Source organism: Streptomyces iconiensis (assembly GCF_028657195.3).
Taxonomy (GTDB): domain Bacteria; phylum Actinomycetota; class Actinomycetes; order Streptomycetales; family Streptomycetaceae; genus Streptomyces; species Streptomyces iconiensis.
Window position 1 is genome coordinate 126,512 of the sequence record NZ_JANCPR020000009.1, and the last position, 15,287, is coordinate 141,798.

Here is a 15,287-nt window from a genome sequence, read left to right on the forward strand (position 1 = left end):
GCACGGAGAAGCACAGTGCAGCTAGTCGTCGCGCGCATCGGCCGCGCCCATGGGATCAAGGGCGAGGTCACGGTGGAGGTCAGGACGGACGAGCCCGAACTGCGGCTCGGACCTGGCGCCGTCCTCGCCACGGAGCCCGCCTCGGTGGGCCCCCTCACCATCCAGCACGGCCGCGTGCACAGCGGAAGGCTGTTGCTGCACTTCGAGGGCGTGAGCGACCGTACGGGCGCCGAGGCGCTGCGCAATACACTCCTCATCGCCGAGGTGGACCCGGAGGACCGCCCCGAGGACCCCGAGGAGTTCTACGACCACCAGCTCGCCGACCTCGATGTGGTCACGCGGGACGGCACGTTCGTGGGACGTATCGAGAGCGTCGCGCACCTGCCGTCGCAGGACCTGCTCATCGTGCGCCGCGAGGACGGCGGCGAGGTACTGGTGCCGTTCGTGAACGAGATCGTTCCCGAGATCGACCTGGAGGAGCAGCGAGCCGTCATCGACCCGCCGCCCGGGCTGCTCGGCGAGGCGGGCGGCGCCGAAGAGGCGGGTCCCCCGGAGGACAGCGAGACATGAGGCTCGATGTCGTCACGATCTTCCCCGAGTACCTGGAGCCCCTGAACGTCTCCCTGGTCGGCAAGGCACGCGCGCGCGGCGTGCTCGACGTACGGGTGCACGATCTGCGCTCCTGGACCCACGACAGGCACCACACCGTCGACGACACCCCCTACGGCGGCGGCCCCGGCATGGTGATGAAGCCCGAGCCGTGGGGCGAGGCACTGGACGAGATCCTGGGCGGGGCCGACGGGGCTGCCGAGAGCGGGGAACAGCCCGTGATCGTCGTCCCCACCCCGAGCGGAAAGCCCTTCACCCAGGAACTCGCCGTCGAACTCGCGGCGCGGCCCTGGCTGGTGTTCACGCCGGCGCGCTACGAGGGCATCGACCGCCGCGTCATCGAGGAGTACGCGGGCCGTGTCGAGGTGCGCGAAGTCTCCATCGGCGACTATGTGCTGGCCGGGGGAGAAGCGCCCGTGCTGGTCATGGTCGAGGCCATCGCCCGGCTGCTGCCAGGCGTGCTCGGCAACGCCGAGTCACACCGTGACGACTCCTTCGCCCCGGGAGCCATGGCGGACCTCCTGGAGGGCCCCGTCTACACCAAGCCCCCCGAGTGGCGTGGTCGCGGCATCCCCGAGGTGCTGCTCAGCGGCCATCACGGCAAGATCGCCCGCTGGCGCAGGGACGAGGCGTTCGCGCGCACGGCGGCCAACCGACCCGATCTCCTGGAGCGCTGCGACCCCGCGGCGCTCGACAAGTACGACCGCGCGACCCTGCAAGCCCTGGGCTGGTGGCAGGGAACGGACGGCCGATTTTGGCCGAGCGGGCAGACCGTGGAAGAATAGGCCGCTGCCTCACGTCCGGCGCGCGACCCTGCCACAGGGGGACCAACGCCCGCACGGAGTGGCGGCTCCCCATTCAGCATCACGATCATTCCGCTGATGACCTGTGGCATCAGCGAGGAAAGCAGACGGACATGTCTCATCTTCTCGACAGCGTCGACGCCGCTTCGCTGCGCACCGACGTACCGGCCTTCCGCCCCGGTGACACGGTCAACGTCCATGTGCGCGTCATCGAGGGCAACCGCTCGCGTGTGCAGCAGTTCAAGGGTGTGTGCATCCGCCGCCAGGGCGCCGGCGTCCGCGAGACCTTCACGGTCCGCAAGGTCAGCTTCAGCGTCGGCGTCGAGCGCACCTTCCCGGTGCACACCCCGATCGTCGAGAAGATCGAGGTCGTGTCCCGCGGTGACGTCCGCCGCGCCAAGCTGTACTACCTCCGTGACCTGCGCGGCAAGGCCGCCAAGATCAAGGAGAAGCGCGACAACTGATCTCGCGTCCTCGGTGTCCTCACGGCCGGTTAGGCTTCGGCTCGATGGACACCGACGCACAGTTGAACGAACCGGAGCGCGACCGTTCTTCCGGCCCCGAAGGGGGCAAGAAGAACTGGTCGCGCTCCGTTCGTTTCGGGGCCTGGGTGCTGGTACCGCTGGGGGTCCTCTTGCTGACCAGCGCCTTCGTGATGCAGCCTTTCCTGATCCCGAGTTCCTCGATGGAGCCGACGCTGCGGGTCGGTGACCGGGTGCTGGTGAACAAGCTGGCCTACCGGTTCGGCAACCATCCGGAGCGTGGGGACGTTGTGGTGTTTGACGGTACGGACTCCTTCGCGGGAGAGGCGGGCTCCGAGGGGAGCCCGGTGACCACTCTGCTGCGTAAGGCCGGAGCTTCGGTCGGCCTGGTCCGGCCCGCCGAGACCGACTACGTGAAGCGTGTGATCGGTGTCGGCGGGGACCTGGTGAGCTGCTGCGACAAGCGGGGGAGGATCGAGGTGAACGGTGAGCCGGTGGACGAGCGCTACCTCCACCCCGGAGACGCACCCTCGGTCGTCCCCTTCGAGACAAGGGTGCCGGAGGGGCGGCTGTGGGTGATGGGCGACCACCGCTCCCGGTCCAGCGACTCCCGTGACCATCTCGGTGAGCCCGGCGGCGGCACGGTGCCCGTTGAGCGCGTGATCGGGCGGGCCGAGTGGATCGGCTGGCCCGTCGGCCGCCTGGGTTCGGTGCGCGGAGGCGCGACCGCCGGCGGCGGTCATGGCTGATCGTCACGGCCCGTACCACGGCGGGGACGGAACCCCCGAGCCGCCGCGCCCCCGCCCCCGCAGCAGGTACGCGTACGGCGTTCCCAACGAGGCGGACGACTACTACGACGACGAAAACGGCGTCCAGGACCCTCCGGGAGACCCGAACGGGCACCACGTCCGGAACGGCCGCCCCGGTCCGTACGGCCCGGGCCTACGGCCCGGACAGGGGCCGCCGGTACCCGGACCGGCGCCCGGACCAGGACCAGCACCTGGACCGGCGCCAGGGCCGGGACCCGGCGGCCACGGGTACGGTGGTGAGGCGCCGCCCGCGGGCCGGATGCCCCCGGGCCCTCCCCCCGCCAACGGACATGCACCGTCGGGCGATTCGGCGTACTACGGGCGCTACGAATACACCGAGCCCTTCGACTACTCCGGCCTCCCCCCGAACGCCGCCCAACCGGGACCGCACACGGCCCCGCATCCGGGTCAGTGGCCGGATGCCACGCGCGAGACCATGGCGCTGCGCGGCCCTTTCGACGGACCACGGGTGCAGGAGCCCCCTCCTTCCTTTCCGGAGGAGAGCGGGCCCCTCCCGGACGACGACGAGAGTGACGAGGCCCGGCGCGCGCTGCGCCGCCCAGGGCAGGGGAGGGCCGACCGCAGACGCGCGGCCAAGCGCATCAAGCGCCGCAGGCGGCTTTCGGCGACCAAGGAGATACCGATCCTCATCGGGGTCGCGCTGTTGATCGCTCTCGTGCTGAAGACGTTCCTGGTCCAGGCGTTCGTCATTCCCTCGGGGTCGATGGAGCAGACGATCAAGATCGGTGACCGTGTGCTCGTCGACAAGCTCACTCCCTGGTTCGGCTCGAAACCGGAGCGTGGGGACGTGGTCGTTTTCCGGGATCCGGGGGGCTGGCTCGAACATGAGAAGGCCAAGAAGAAGGACGATCCGATCGGGATCAAACAGGGCAAGGAGTTCCTGACCTTCATCGGGCTTCTTCCCTCGGACGACGAACAGGACTTGATCAAACGCGTCGTCGGTGTCGGCGGTGACACGGTGCGCTGTTGCGACAAGCAGGACCGCATCACGGTGAACGGCACCCCTCTGGACGAGCCGTATCTCCATCCGGGCAACAAGCCCTCGTCGATCAAGTTCAAAGTGACGGTGCCCGTGGGACGCGTCTTCGTGATGGGCGACCACCGGTCCAACTCAGCAGATTCCCGGTACCACTTGAAGGAACCGGACAAGGGGATGATTCCGGAGGATTTGGTCCTGGGGAAAGCGGTTGTCATCGCCTGGCCGTTCGACCACTGGCGACGGCTTGAGGAACCGGAGACATATGCTTCGGTACCTGACGCGCGTGGCGCAACGGCCGCGTCGTCCGCGGCCGGTGACAATCGAGTCGTGCAACTCCCGTTCTCTGCGGAACTCCCGCTCGTTATGGGAGTGGTGGGCCTGTACCGGCTCTCGGACAGGCGGCAGAGCGGTGTGAGGAGTGGATGTGGGGGACTTGGCGGTCGGCGCACGGTCTGGTTCCGGCGATCCGGAAGACAAGAGGCCCGGAGAACGGGGCAGGACGGGCGACGGAGAACCACCGGCCGTGGAGAGAGACAGTGACAGCGTGACCCCCGAAGGCAACGGTTCGGGCCCTGGAGGCCCGCGGGACGGACAGGAAGGGCCGGGAGACATCCCCCAAGGACGTTCAGGAAACAGCAAGAAGCAGCGTGCGTTCTGGAAAGAACTGCCGATGCTCATCGGTATCGCGCTCGTTCTCGCGCTGGTCATCAAGACCTTCCTGGTGCAGGCGTTCTCCATCCCCTCCGACTCGATGCAGGACACGCTCCAGCGCGGAGACCGCGTGCTGGTGGACAAGCTCACGCCGTGGTTCGGTTCGACCCCGGACCGGGGCGAGGTCATCGTGTTCCACGACCCGGGCGGCTGGCTGCCCGAGGCGACGGTCGAGGAGAACTTCGTTCAGAAGGGCCTCAGTTTCATCGGGCTGATGCCGTCGGCCAACGAGAAGGACCTCATCAAGCGGGTCATCGCGGTCGGCGGCGACACGGTGGAGTGCAAGGAGGGCGGCAAGGTCCGGGTCAACGGCTCGACGCTGAACGAGAACTCCTACCTCTTCCCCGGCAACACCCCTTGTGACGACAAGCCGTTCGGGCCCGTCAAGGTGCCCAAGGGCAAGCTGTGGGTGATGGGCGACCACCGCCAGGACTCCCTCGACTCCCGTTACCACCAGAACCAGCCCGGCGGGGGCTTCGTACCGGAGAACCAGGTCGTCGGCCGCGCGATCGTCAAGGCGTGGCCCATCAACCGCTGGGACACGCTCCCCATTCCCGACACCTACGACCAGCGGTCGCTCCAGGCGGCAGCGGTCACCGCACCGGCAGCGCTGGGCGTCGCGGGAGCGCTGCCGCTCGTGCTGTGGCGGCGCAGGCGACTGATCAACAAGGCGCCGCCCAAGGGCTGACGCCCTGACGTACCCCCGGGTAGGGTGCGCGCAGATCTTCGAGGCTGCGGCGGACCGGGAGTGCGGAAGTGGGCGAGGCACGACGTACCGACGAGGGCCGCGGCCGTCTGGGCAACATATTGTCCGGGCTCGCCGTGGCCCTCGGCTGTGTGCTGTTCCTGGGGGGCTTCGGCTGGGGCGCCGTCCTCTACCAGCCGTACACCGTGCCCACCGACTCGATGCACCCCACCGTCAAATCCGGGGACCGTGTGCTGGCCGAGCGCGTGGACGGCGGCTCCGTGCGGCGCGGCGACGTCGTGGTCTTCCAGGACTCGGTGTGGGGCCAGGTGCCCATGGTCAAACGGGTGGTCGGAGTCGGCGGGGACAAGGTCGCCTGCTGCGACAGCGCCGGGAAGCTCACGGTCAACGGGAAGCCCGTCGACGAGCCCTACCTGCGCTCGCACGGCGACGACTCCCAGAGCGGTTTCGAACGTACGGATGTCCCCCGGGGCAAGCTCTTCCTGCTCGGTGACAACAGGCTGGAGTCGCTGGACTCCCGGACCCACCTGGAGGACGCGGGACGGGGAGCCGTACCGCGCGGTGCCGTGAAGGCCCGTGTCGACGCCGTTGCCTGGCCCATGGGGGACCTCGGGATGCTGCCTGAGGCGGCGGGATTCGCCGCCATGCCCGGGGGCACCTCACCTTCGGGACCACTGCCTCTGCTGGTCACCGCGATCGTGGCGGGTGCGGCTCTGGTGCTCGGAGGGGCCGCGTACGGGCCGATCGCGCGGCGGATGTCATCTTCGGCACGTGGCGGCCCGGGGTGACGCACAATGGGGGGACGCACGGCTGAAGGGGAACATGCCATGAGCGCCGAGGACCTCGAAAAGTACGAGACCGAGATGGAGCTGAAGCTCTACAGGGAGTACAGGGATGTCGTCGGACTGTTCAAGTACGTGATCGAGACCGACCGGCGCTTCTATCTCACGAACGACTACGAGATGCAGGTGCACTCCGTCCAGGGAGAGGTCTTCTTCGAGGTGTCGATGGCGGATGCGTGGGTGTGGGACATGTACAGACCAGCCCGCTTCGTGAAGCAGGTACGGGTCCTCACCTTCAAGGACGTGAACATCGAAGAGCTGAACAAGAGCGAACTCGATCTGCCCGAGGACTCCGGCTTCAAGGGCTGACCCCCGTTCCCTCTCCGCCCGTACGCTTCGGGCGGTCCCTTCGCCACCTCTGACGTGCGATGTCACTCGCAGGGGTGGCGAAGTTATGCACAGACGCCGGGTCGTCCACAGAAAACGACCAAGATCCCTCAGCCGCTTCCGCCCCCGTCACAGTCGGTGTCCGGAGGTGGTGGCGATGAGCGCCAGGAACGTACGGAACGCGGCGGGAAGCCGGAGCGGGCCCGGGAAGGCGAAGAGGCGGCGGAGCGCGACGGCAAGCGCGGGGAGGGACCGAGACGGGGCCCGCGAGGGCAGTGGGACCGCGAACGTGAACGGCGGCGGGGCCAGGAAGGCGGAGGGCAACGGAAGCCGGGCCGCTGAGCGGGATGGGCACCGGCGCACGGTGAGCGCGGGAAGTGCTCGCGGCGCGCTCGGCCGGTACGGCGAGGACCTCGCGGAGCGGAGGCTGCGGGAGGCCGGCATGGTGGTGCTGGAGCGCAACTGGAGGTGCTCCGAGGGTGAGATCGACCTGATCGCGCGGGACAGGGAAGCGCTGGTCATCTGCGAGGTCAAGACCCGCAGGGCCATCCCCTTCCAGCACCCCATGGAGGCGCTCTCCCCCGCCAAGACCGCCCGGTTGCGGCGCCTCGCGGCGCGCTGGCTGAGCGAGTGCTGGGTACCCCGCAACGGCCGCCTGCCGCACGGCGGCGTCCGCATCGACCTGGTCGGCGTCGTGCTGCCGGGAAGGGGTGCGCCGGTGGTGCACCACGTGCGGGGGGTGGGCTGATGGCATTCGCCCGTACCTGCGCCGTGGCGCTTGTGGGAGTCGAAGGCGTGCTGGTCGAGGTCCAGGCCGATCTGGAGCCCGGCGTCGCCGCCTTCACCCTCGTAGGACTGCCCGACAAGAGCCTGACCGAGAGTCGCGACCGGGTCCGCGCCGCCATCGTCAACTCTGGCGTGGCCTGGCCGCAGAAGAAGCTCACCGTCGGCCTCAGCCCCGCCGCGGTACCGAAAGGGGGCAGCGGTTTCGATGTGGCCGTAGCCTGCGCCGTTCTCGCGGCGGCAGAGCGCATCGACCCCCGGGGCATCGCCGGGCTGATGATGGTCGGCGAGCTGGGCCTGGACGGCCGCGTACTGCCTGTGCGGGGTGTTCTGCCGGCGGTGCTGGCGGCGGCCGAGGCGGGATACCGGCAGGTGGTGGTGCCCGAACAGACGGTCGCCGAGGCGTCCTTGGTGCCCGATGTGTCCGTTGTCGGGGTACGCAGCCTGCGGCAGCTCATCGCCGTGCTCGGTGACGAGCCCGTTCCCGAGGAGCCGGGCCAGCTGGACGAGGGCCTGCCGGACGTCTCGCTGGCCGCGCTCGCCGGACTGCCGGCCGCCGCTCCCGGGCTGACCGGCGTCCTGGGGGAGGAGCGCCCCGTCGACCTCGCCGACGTGGTGGGCCAGGGACGTGCCCGCCGGGCGCTGGAGATCGCGGCTGCCGGGCGGCACCACATCTACTTCAAGGGCCCACCGGGTGCGGGCAAGACGATGCTGGCCGAACGCCTTCCCGGCCTGCTGCCGCCGCTCACCCGCAGAGAGTCACTCGAAGTGACGGCCGTGCACTCCGTGGCGGGCGCGCTGCCACCGGGGCAACCTCTCGTCAGCAGGCCGCCTTACTGCGCTCCCCACCACTCGGCCACCATGGCCGCCCTGGTCGGTGGCGGCTCGGGGTTCCCCAGGCCCGGTGCGGTGTCGCTGGCTCACAACGGGGTGCTGTTCCTGGACGAGGCCGCCGAATGCGGGCCTCGAGTCCTCGACGCCATGCGGCAGCCGCTGGAGTCCGGGTACGTCATCGTGGCGCGGGCCGCGGGGATGATGCGGATGCCGGCGCGCTTTCTGCTGGCCCTCGCGGCGAACCCCTGCCCGTGCGGCCGGCACGGGATCCCCGGCGGGGAGTGCGAGTGCCGCCCCGCCTCCGTCAGGCGCTACCGCGCACGCCTGTCCGGCCCTCTCCTCGACCGCGTCGATCTGCGCATCTCCGTCGAACCGCTGGCGCGTTCCGAGCTGGGAGCCGGCACCGGCGGGGCCGAGCCCACGGCCATTGTGGCCGCCAGGGTGCTGGAGGCCCGGGAGCGGGCAGCGGCGCGCTATGAGGGAACGCCGTGGAAGACGAACAGCGAGGTGCCGGGGCACGAGCTGCGCACCCGTCACCCCGTGGTGCCCGGCGCGCTGGGGGAGGCCGAAGGGGACCTGGAACGCGGCATGCTCACCGCGCGGGGCCTGGACCGCGTGCTGCGCGTGGCGTGGACGGTGGCCGATCTGGCACGGCACGAGAGGCCCACCCGCGCGGACGTCAACTTCGCGCTCGAACTGCGCACGGGAATCCGGCGCGGCGCCCTTCTCCAGGGAGGCTCCGCATGACGGGGAGGGCCGGCAGGCGGGGCGGGGGAAGCGAGCCGGCGGCTGGCGGGGGAGGGCCCGTTTCGGGCGAGCGTGCTTCCGAGGAACGCGTCCCGATCGAGCGCAGCGAGGAGGAGCGCACTGCGGGTAAGCGAACGGCGGGGGATCGGACCGGGGGTGAGCGCACCGCGGGTGACCGTGTCGCGAGGGCCGCGCTGACCCGGATCGCGGAACCCGGCGACGAACTCGTGGGGAGCTGGCTCGCGGCCTACGGCGCCGAGGAGGTGGTCGCCGCACTCAGCGGCGACGGCCCGCCACTGGACGGCGCGAGTGAGCGCCGCTGGGCCGGACTGCGGCTACGGGCCGAAGGCGCGCGGGGCGAGAAGGACCTGGCCGCCATCGCCTCGCTCGGAGGCCGCTTCATCTGCCCCGGAGAGACGGAGTGGCCGCACCAGCTCGACGACCTGGGAGTGGCCAGACCCTTCGGACTATGGGTGCGGGGCACACCCTCGCTGCGCTTCTGGGCGCTGCGTTCCGTCGCGGTGGTCGGCTCGCGGGCCTGTACGGAGTACGGCGCTCACTGTGCCTCGGTGCTGGCGTCCGGGCTGGCCGAGCGCGGCTGGAGCGTGGTCTCGGGGGCCGCCTATGGCATCGACGGCGCGGCGCACCGTGGCGCGATGGCGGTGCGGGGGCCGACCATCGGTGTGCTGGCCTGTGGGGTCGACATGACGTATCCGGCGGGGCACGGGGAGCTGATCCGGCTCCTCGCCGAACGCGGCTTGCTGGTCGCCGAGTTGCCGCCGGGCGACCATCCGACGAGGAGCAGGTTCGTGCTCCGCAACCGCGTGATCGCGGCGCTCTCACGGGGCACGGTCGTCATCGAGGCGGCGCTGCGCAGCGGTGCGCTGGTCACGGCGCGGCGTGCGCTGCTGCTGGGCCGTCACCTCATGGGTGTGCCGGGGCCCGTCACCTCCGGGCTTTCGGCGGGGGTGCACGAACTGCTGCGCGGAGAAGGGACGGTGATCACCGATGCGGCTGAGGTGATCGAACTGGTCGGCCTGATGGGCGAGCTGGCGCCCGAACGCCGGGGCCCCGCGGTGCCGCGCGACACGTTGAACCCCACCGCGGCGCGCGTGCTGGACGCGATGCCCGGACACGGAACCACCGAGCCCGCGCGGCTCGCGCGCGCCGCCGGAGTACCCGCGGGACTCACCCTCGCGCGGCTCCATGAGCTGCGGGCTCTCGGATTTGTCGAACGAAGCGGCGATCACTGGTACTTGGTCCGGACACGGAATGGGCACTCCATCGGGTGATGAGGCGGTCCTTGACCTGGGGCTATCGGGTGAAAGGCTGAGCCGCGTGCGCCCGCGCGACCCCGCGCCGCCCCACGAGGCGCCGGACTCCCGCCCTGCGCGTGGCCACCCGCACCGCGCAGGAAGGCGGCCCCAGCGGACCGGACGAAAGGAGTACCTCCGCGTACGCGCGAACCGACACCTTGTCGCACACAGCGACGCCTCGGTCACGTTACGCTCACACCATCTCTCAATGAGACGCACGACTCCGCACACCAACAGACCACCACCATCCAGCAGAACGGCTCAAGGGACGCATGCCTCAGCACATCTCCGGGCCCGACCGCACCGCTACCGCGGCCACCGCCGCGGCACCGACCGTCGTCGACGACGACGTGCCCAGGGCCGTGCCCGGCACGCTGGATGAGCTCTGGCGTTCGTACAAGGCCACGGGTGACAGCAGGCTTCGGGAGCAACTGATCCTGCACTACTCGCCGCTGGTCAAATATGTCGCGGGCCGGGTGAGCGTGGGCCTGCCCGCCAACGTTGAGCAGGCCGACTTCGTCTCCTCCGGGGTCTTCGGACTCATCGACGCGATCGAGAAGTTCGACCCCGAGCGCTCGATCAAGTTCGAGACCTACGCCATCACCCGTATCCGGGGCGCGATGATCGACGAACTCCGGGCCCTGGACTGGATCCCGCGCTCCGTACGCCAGAAGGCGCGCGCCGTGGAACGCGCCTACGCCACGTTGGAGGCCAAGCTCCGCCGCAGCCCCTCCGAGGCGGAGGTCGCCTCGGAGATGGACATCCCCGTCGAGGAACTGCACGGCGTTTTCAGCCAGTTGTCGCTCGCCAACGTGGTCGCACTCGAAGAGCTGCTGCACGTCGGCGGCGACGGTGGCGACCGGCTCAGCCTGATGGACACGCTGGAGGACACGGCTGCCGACAACCCGGTGGAGGTCGCCGAGGACCGCGAACTGCGCCGGTTGCTGGCACGCGCCATCAACACGCTTCCCGACAGGGAGAAGACCGTCGTCACCCTCTACTACTACGAGGGCCTGACACTCGCCGAGATCGGACAGGTGCTGGGCGTCACCGAGAGCCGGGTCAGCCAGATCCACACCAAGTCCGTCCTCCAACTGCGGGCCAAGCTCGCCGACGCCGGCCACTGAGCCGCCACGCTCTCTTCCGCCGGGTCATCGCGGGGCCGCTCCCGGACCTTTGCGGGGCCTGCCCGTGTGAGGTTCGACCGTACGTCCGTAAGCTAGAAGCGTGCCCAGGATTCGAGCGGCCTCCGTGGCCGAGCACCGGACCATGCAGCGCGCTGCCCTGCTCGACGCGGCAAGGTCGCTGCTGTCGGAAGGCGGTACGGAGGCCCTGACCTTCCCCGCCCTCGCGCAGCACACGGGCCTTGCGCGCTCCTCCGTCTACGAGTACTTCCGCTCGCGAGCCGCGGTCGTCGAGGAGCTGTGTGCCGTCGACTTCCCCGTCTGGGCGGCCGAGGTCGAGTCCGCCATGGCGGACGCCGGGACGCCCGAGGGCAAGGTCGAAGCGTATGTGCGCAGGCAGCTTGCCCTGGTCGGCGACCGGCGGCACCGCGCCGTCGTCGCGATCTCCGCCGGCGAGCTGGACGCCGGAGCAAGGGAGCGTATCCGCGCAGCGCACGGCGGCCTGATCGCGATGGTCGTCGAAGCGCTCTCCGATCTGGGGCACGAGCAGCCCCGGCTCGCCGCGATGCTGCTGCAGGGCGTCGTGGACGCGAGCGTCCGCCGTATCGAACTGGGCGCGGCGGAGGATCCCTCGCAGATCGCGGAAGCGGCCGTGTCCATGGCCCTCCATGGAGTCCGGGGCGGCTGATCGCCCTGCCCCATCCCCCCGGCACCGCGCCGGCCCTCCTGTGTGCCGGGGACCGCAGGGTGAACGCCGACAGTCCGGGGTCATGGCGTTGCGGGTGTTCAGGCGCCCGTGTGTCCATAGGGCAACCGGGATCAGGGCCAGGGCCACGAGGGTGCTCCAGTCCCACGAGGTGAGGCTGGGACCCGGGCTGTCCGGAGCGCTGAGCCTCGCGGTTGGCCGAGGCGGGGTGCCGGGGCTTCCCTCCCCGCCGGGTCTCTTCCCGCCGGGCTCGTCTTCGCTGGGTCCGTCCTCGCCGGGTCCGTCTCCGCTGGGCAGCGGGATCCCGAACACCGGGAGCAGGCGGGTGTGACCGTCGCCGAGCAGACCGGGCGGCAGCAGGGAGAGCGGGTCAAGGTAGCGGTCGCGGCGCAGCAGCCCCCAGTGGAGGCAGCTCTCGGGACAGTGCGGGCCGCGGTCGAGTGTGCCGATCCGCTCGCCCGCCCGGACGCGGTCGCCCACGTGGGCGGTCGGCCGTACGGGCTCGTAGGTCGTGCGCAGCGGCGGCTTTCCCGTACCGGCCAGCTCGATGGACACCACCCCTCTTCCCGCGACCTTCCCGGCGAAGGACACCCGTCCTGGAGCCGCGGCCCGCACCGGCTGTCCCGGCCTTGCCGCGAGATCCACACCCCGGTGGCCGGCGGCCCAGGGTGAGGGTGGCGGGTCCCAGGGGCGTGCCACGGCCGGGCGGCGTGCGCCCTGTGCGCCCGCGACGGGCCAGGCCCGGGCGCCGCCGCGGTCACGGCCCGAAGTGGCGGAGTCCCCCGGTGGGACCCCGCCGGCTCCCGCACCCGGGGGCGTGGGACGGAAACCGGATGCGGGAGCGCTTGTGGGGGAGACGGTGGCGGCCGGCGGCGTTGTTCCGCGCGCGAGCGGCCATTCCGGCGCTGGCGCCGGTACGTGGAGGAGTGCCGGTGCGACGGCGAGCGCCGCCCCGTACGCCAGTGCCGCCTCGGAGCACATGAGCGCCATGGCACACGCGAGTGCCCTCCATGACGGCCCCGTGGCCTGCCGTTTCCCGCCGGTGTTCCGGTTCATGGCACGACGGTGACGCACATTCCAGGCCGATAGGGATCATGCTCTTGTTCTGTGGGTAACTGCTGAGTTGTGGATAAAGCCGTCACCCGTGAGAGGGGACGACCAGGACTGGGGCCCGGTCCCGCGTGGTGCGCTCCGCACCCGCCGGGCGCGGGTGCCTTTCCGGGTCCCGTACACTTCTGTTGCGGCCCGGGTGACCGGGTCGACTTCGCACGTCCCGCCACCCTCACCCGGTGGCCGCGCATCTCGGTCCCAGGAACGGTCCGCCAGTCGGCGTTCCAGGGCGGCGCGTCAGGGACGTCAGGCAAGCGGAGGCCGATCCGGCCTTCGCTGATGACAACCGAGTAACTCAAGGAGAACGGCTATGGCCGTCGTCACGATGCGGGAGCTGCTGGAAAGCGGCGTCCACTTCGGGCACCAGACCCGCCGCTGGAACCCGAAGATGAAGCGCTTCATCTTCACCGAGCGCAACGGCATTTACATCATCGACCTGCTCCAGTCGCTGTCGTACATCGACCGCGCCTACGAGTTCGTCAAGGAGACCGTCGCGCACGGCGGCTCCATCATGTTCGTCGGCACCAAGAAGCAGGCCCAGGAGGCCATTGCCGAGCAGGCCACTCGCGTGGGCATGCCCTACGTGAACCAGCGCTGGCTCGGCGGCATGCTGACCAACTTCTCGACCGTCTACAAGCGGCTCCAGCGCCTCAAGGAGCTTGAGCAGATCGACTTCGACGATGTGGCCGCCTCCGGCCTCACCAAGAAGGAGCTGCTCGTCCTCTCCCGCGAGAAGGCCAAGCTGGAGAAGACCCTCGGCGGTATCCGCGAGATGCAGAAGGTGCCCAGCGCCGTCTGGATCGTGGACACCAAGAAGGAGCACATCGCCGTCGGTGAGGCGCGCAAGCTCAACATCCCGGTGGTCGCGATCCTCGACACCAACTGCGACCCCGACGAGGTCGACTACAAGATCCCGGGTAACGACGACGCGATCCGCTCCGTCACCCTCCTCACCCGTGTGATCGCCGACGCCGTCGCCGAGGGCCTCATCGCCCGTTCGTCGGGTGGTTCCGGCGAGGGCAAGGGCGAGAAGGCCGCCGGTGAGCCGCTCGCCGAGTGGGAGCGCGAGCTCCTGGAGGGCGAGAAGGTCGAAGGCGCCAAGGCTGAGAAGCCGGCCGACGCCGAGAAGCCCGCCGAGACCGAGGAGTCCGCCGAGGCTGAGAAGCCCGCCGAGACCCCCGAGGTCAAGGACGAGGCCGTGGCCGAGGTCCCCGCGCCCGAGGCCGAGAAGCCCGCCGAGGCCGTCGAGGCCACGGTGTCCGCCGAAGAGCCGGCCTCCGAGCAGGGCTGACCCACCGGCCGCGTGGAGCACGTGGACCACGCTGGTTTCGCGGTAGTACGGCGGGGGCTGGGAGCCCCCGCCGTACAGCCGTGACGTGGTGTCCCGCTCCGCCGCAGGCCGTTCCATCCTCATCGACTTTCCGAGAAGAGATTCACAGACCATGGCGAACTACTCCGCCGCCGACGTCAAGAAGCTCCGGGAGCTCACCGGCGCCGGCATGATGGACTGCAAGAAGGCGCTGGACGAGGCCGAGGGCAACGTCGACAAGGCAGTAGAGATCCTGCGCGTCAAGGGCCAGAAGGGCGTCGCCAAGCGCGAGAGCCGTACGGCCGAGAACGGCGCCGTCATCGCCCGTATCGCCGACGACAGCTCGGCGGGCGTCATCGTCGAGCTCAAGTGCGAGACGGACTTCGTCGCCAAGAGCCCGCAGTTCCTGGCTGTCATCGAGGCCATCGCCACGCACATCGAGGCGACCTCTCCGGCCGACATCGAGGCGCTGCTCGCCTCGGAGATCGAGTCCGGCAAGACCGTCCAGGCGTACGTCGACGAGGCGAACGCCAGCCTCGGCGAGAAGATCGTGCTGGACCGCTTCGCGCAGTTCTCCGGCGCCTACGTCGGCTCCTACCTGCACCGCACCAGCCCGGACCTGCCCCCGCAGGTCGGCGTGCTGGTCGAGCTGGACAAGGCCGACGCTGACATCGCCAAGGACGTCGCGCAGCACATCGCCGCTTTCGCGCCGCAGTTCCTCACCCGCGACGAGATCCCGGAGGAGACGGTCGCCAACGAGCGCCGTATCGCCGAGGAGACCGCGAAGGAGGAGGGCAAGCCCGAGGCCGCCCTGCCGAAGATCGTCGAGGGTCGCGTCAACGGCTTCTTCAAGGAGAACACTCTTCTTGACCAGCCCTTCGCCAAGGACAACAAGAAGACCGTCCAGAAGGTTCTGGACGAGGCCGGTGTCACGCTGAAGCGCTTCGCGCGTTTCCGCGTCGGTGCCTGAAGGCCACACCCTGACGTAACCCGAAGGCCGGTTTCCGACGCCCGGACGGGGAGCAGACCCCGTAAGGCGCACGGAACCGGCACGGGCCCGATAAGGTCG

General features: G+C 70.1%; 15 protein-coding genes and 1 pseudogene. 15 read left to right on the plus strand and 1 reads right to left on the minus strand.

The window, feature by feature from the left end; genetic code table 11:
* Positions 1 to 15: 15 nt before the first annotated feature.
* The 13 genes from rimM (at position 16) to NMN56_RS11520 (ending at position 11,781) form a co-directional block, all read left to right on the plus strand.
* Positions 16 to 570 (plus strand): ribosome maturation factor RimM, encoded by a 555-nt coding sequence (gene rimM / locus NMN56_RS11460; RefSeq protein WP_274044095.1) that lies wholly within the window; start codon positions 16 to 18, stop codon positions 568 to 570.
* The gene (gene trmD / locus NMN56_RS11465) at positions 567 to 1,394 is read left to right on the plus strand and encodes a tRNA (guanosine(37)-N1)-methyltransferase TrmD (RefSeq protein ID WP_274044094.1); all 828 of its coding nucleotides are present in this window, start codon (positions 567 to 569) and stop codon (positions 1,392 to 1,394) included. Before rimM ends, trmD begins: the two co-directional genes overlap by 4 nt.
* A 131-nt stretch (positions 1,395 to 1,525) precedes the next feature.
* Complete coding sequence (gene rplS / locus NMN56_RS11470; RefSeq protein WP_274044093.1) at positions 1,526 to 1,876, plus strand: 50S ribosomal protein L19; 351 nt, start codon at positions 1,526 to 1,528, stop codon at positions 1,874 to 1,876.
* 44 nt (positions 1,877 to 1,920) lie between these two features.
* Positions 1,921 to 2,643 carry a signal peptidase I gene (gene lepB, locus NMN56_RS11475; RefSeq protein ID WP_274044092.1) on the plus strand — a complete coding sequence of 241 codons (723 nt, stop codon included), beginning with the start codon at positions 1,921 to 1,923 and terminating at the stop codon, positions 2,641 to 2,643.
* Between the two features lie 529 nt (positions 2,644 to 3,172).
* The gene (gene lepB / locus NMN56_RS11480; RefSeq protein WP_430542530.1) at positions 3,173 to 4,243 is read left to right on the plus strand and encodes a signal peptidase I; all 1,071 of its coding nucleotides are present in this window, start codon (positions 3,173 to 3,175) and stop codon (positions 4,241 to 4,243) included.
* Positions 4,137 to 5,102 carry a signal peptidase I gene (gene lepB / locus NMN56_RS11485; protein ID WP_274044253.1) on the plus strand — a complete coding sequence of 322 codons (966 nt, stop codon included), beginning with the start codon at positions 4,137 to 4,139 and terminating at the stop codon, positions 5,100 to 5,102. Before lepB (NMN56_RS11480) ends, lepB (NMN56_RS11485) begins: the two co-directional genes overlap by 107 nt.
* Positions 5,103 to 5,170: 68 nt before the next feature.
* Complete coding sequence (gene lepB, locus NMN56_RS11490; protein ID WP_274044091.1) at positions 5,171 to 5,908, plus strand: signal peptidase I; 738 nt, start codon at positions 5,171 to 5,173, stop codon at positions 5,906 to 5,908.
* Positions 5,909 to 5,947: 39 nt separating this feature from the next.
* Positions 5,948 to 6,271, plus strand: coding sequence for a DUF2469 domain-containing protein (locus NMN56_RS11495; protein WP_027735391.1), 324 nt, complete (start codon positions 5,948 to 5,950; stop codon positions 6,269 to 6,271).
* A 382-nt stretch (positions 6,272 to 6,653) separates the two neighbouring features.
* On the plus strand, positions 6,654 to 7,037 hold the full coding sequence (locus tag NMN56_RS11500; RefSeq protein ID WP_274044252.1) for a YraN family protein: 384 nt from the start codon (positions 6,654 to 6,656) through the stop codon (positions 7,035 to 7,037).
* Positions 7,037 to 8,653 carry a YifB family Mg chelatase-like AAA ATPase gene (locus tag NMN56_RS11505; RefSeq protein ID WP_274044090.1) on the plus strand — a complete coding sequence of 539 codons (1,617 nt, stop codon included), beginning with the start codon at positions 7,037 to 7,039 and terminating at the stop codon, positions 8,651 to 8,653. Before NMN56_RS11500 ends, NMN56_RS11505 begins: the two co-directional genes overlap by 1 nt.
* Positions 8,650 to 9,945 carry a DNA-processing protein DprA gene (gene dprA, locus NMN56_RS11510; protein WP_274044089.1) on the plus strand — a complete coding sequence of 432 codons (1,296 nt, stop codon included), beginning with the start codon at positions 8,650 to 8,652 and terminating at the stop codon, positions 9,943 to 9,945. The genes NMN56_RS11505 and dprA overlap by 4 nt, the downstream gene beginning before the upstream one ends.
* A 296-nt stretch (positions 9,946 to 10,241) precedes the next feature.
* Positions 10,242 to 11,096 carry an RNA polymerase sigma factor WhiG gene (gene whiG / locus NMN56_RS11515; RefSeq protein ID WP_274044088.1) on the plus strand — a complete coding sequence of 285 codons (855 nt, stop codon included), beginning with the start codon at positions 10,242 to 10,244 and terminating at the stop codon, positions 11,094 to 11,096.
* A 124-nt stretch (positions 11,097 to 11,220) separates the two neighbouring features.
* A complete protein-coding gene (locus NMN56_RS11520) occupies positions 11,221 to 11,781 on the plus strand; it encodes a TetR/AcrR family transcriptional regulator (RefSeq protein ID WP_274044251.1) in 561 nt (186 codons plus the stop codon).
* Between the two features lie 444 nt (positions 11,782 to 12,225).
* Here NMN56_RS11520 and NMN56_RS43240 read toward each other — a convergent pair.
* Positions 12,226 to 12,855, minus strand: a pseudogene (locus NMN56_RS43240) (peptidoglycan DD-metalloendopeptidase family protein); the annotation flags it as partial.
* Between the two features lie 364 nt (positions 12,856 to 13,219).
* Here NMN56_RS43240 and rpsB point away from each other — a divergent pair.
* Both rpsB and tsf read left to right on the plus strand, forming a co-directional pair.
* A complete protein-coding gene (rpsB, locus tag NMN56_RS11530; RefSeq protein ID WP_274044087.1) occupies positions 13,220 to 14,200 on the plus strand; it encodes a 30S ribosomal protein S2 in 981 nt (326 codons plus the stop codon).
* Between the two features lie 151 nt (positions 14,201 to 14,351).
* Positions 14,352 to 15,188, plus strand: coding sequence for a translation elongation factor Ts (gene tsf / locus NMN56_RS11535; protein WP_274044086.1), 837 nt, complete (start codon positions 14,352 to 14,354; stop codon positions 15,186 to 15,188).
* Positions 15,189 to 15,287 lie beyond the last annotated feature (99 nt).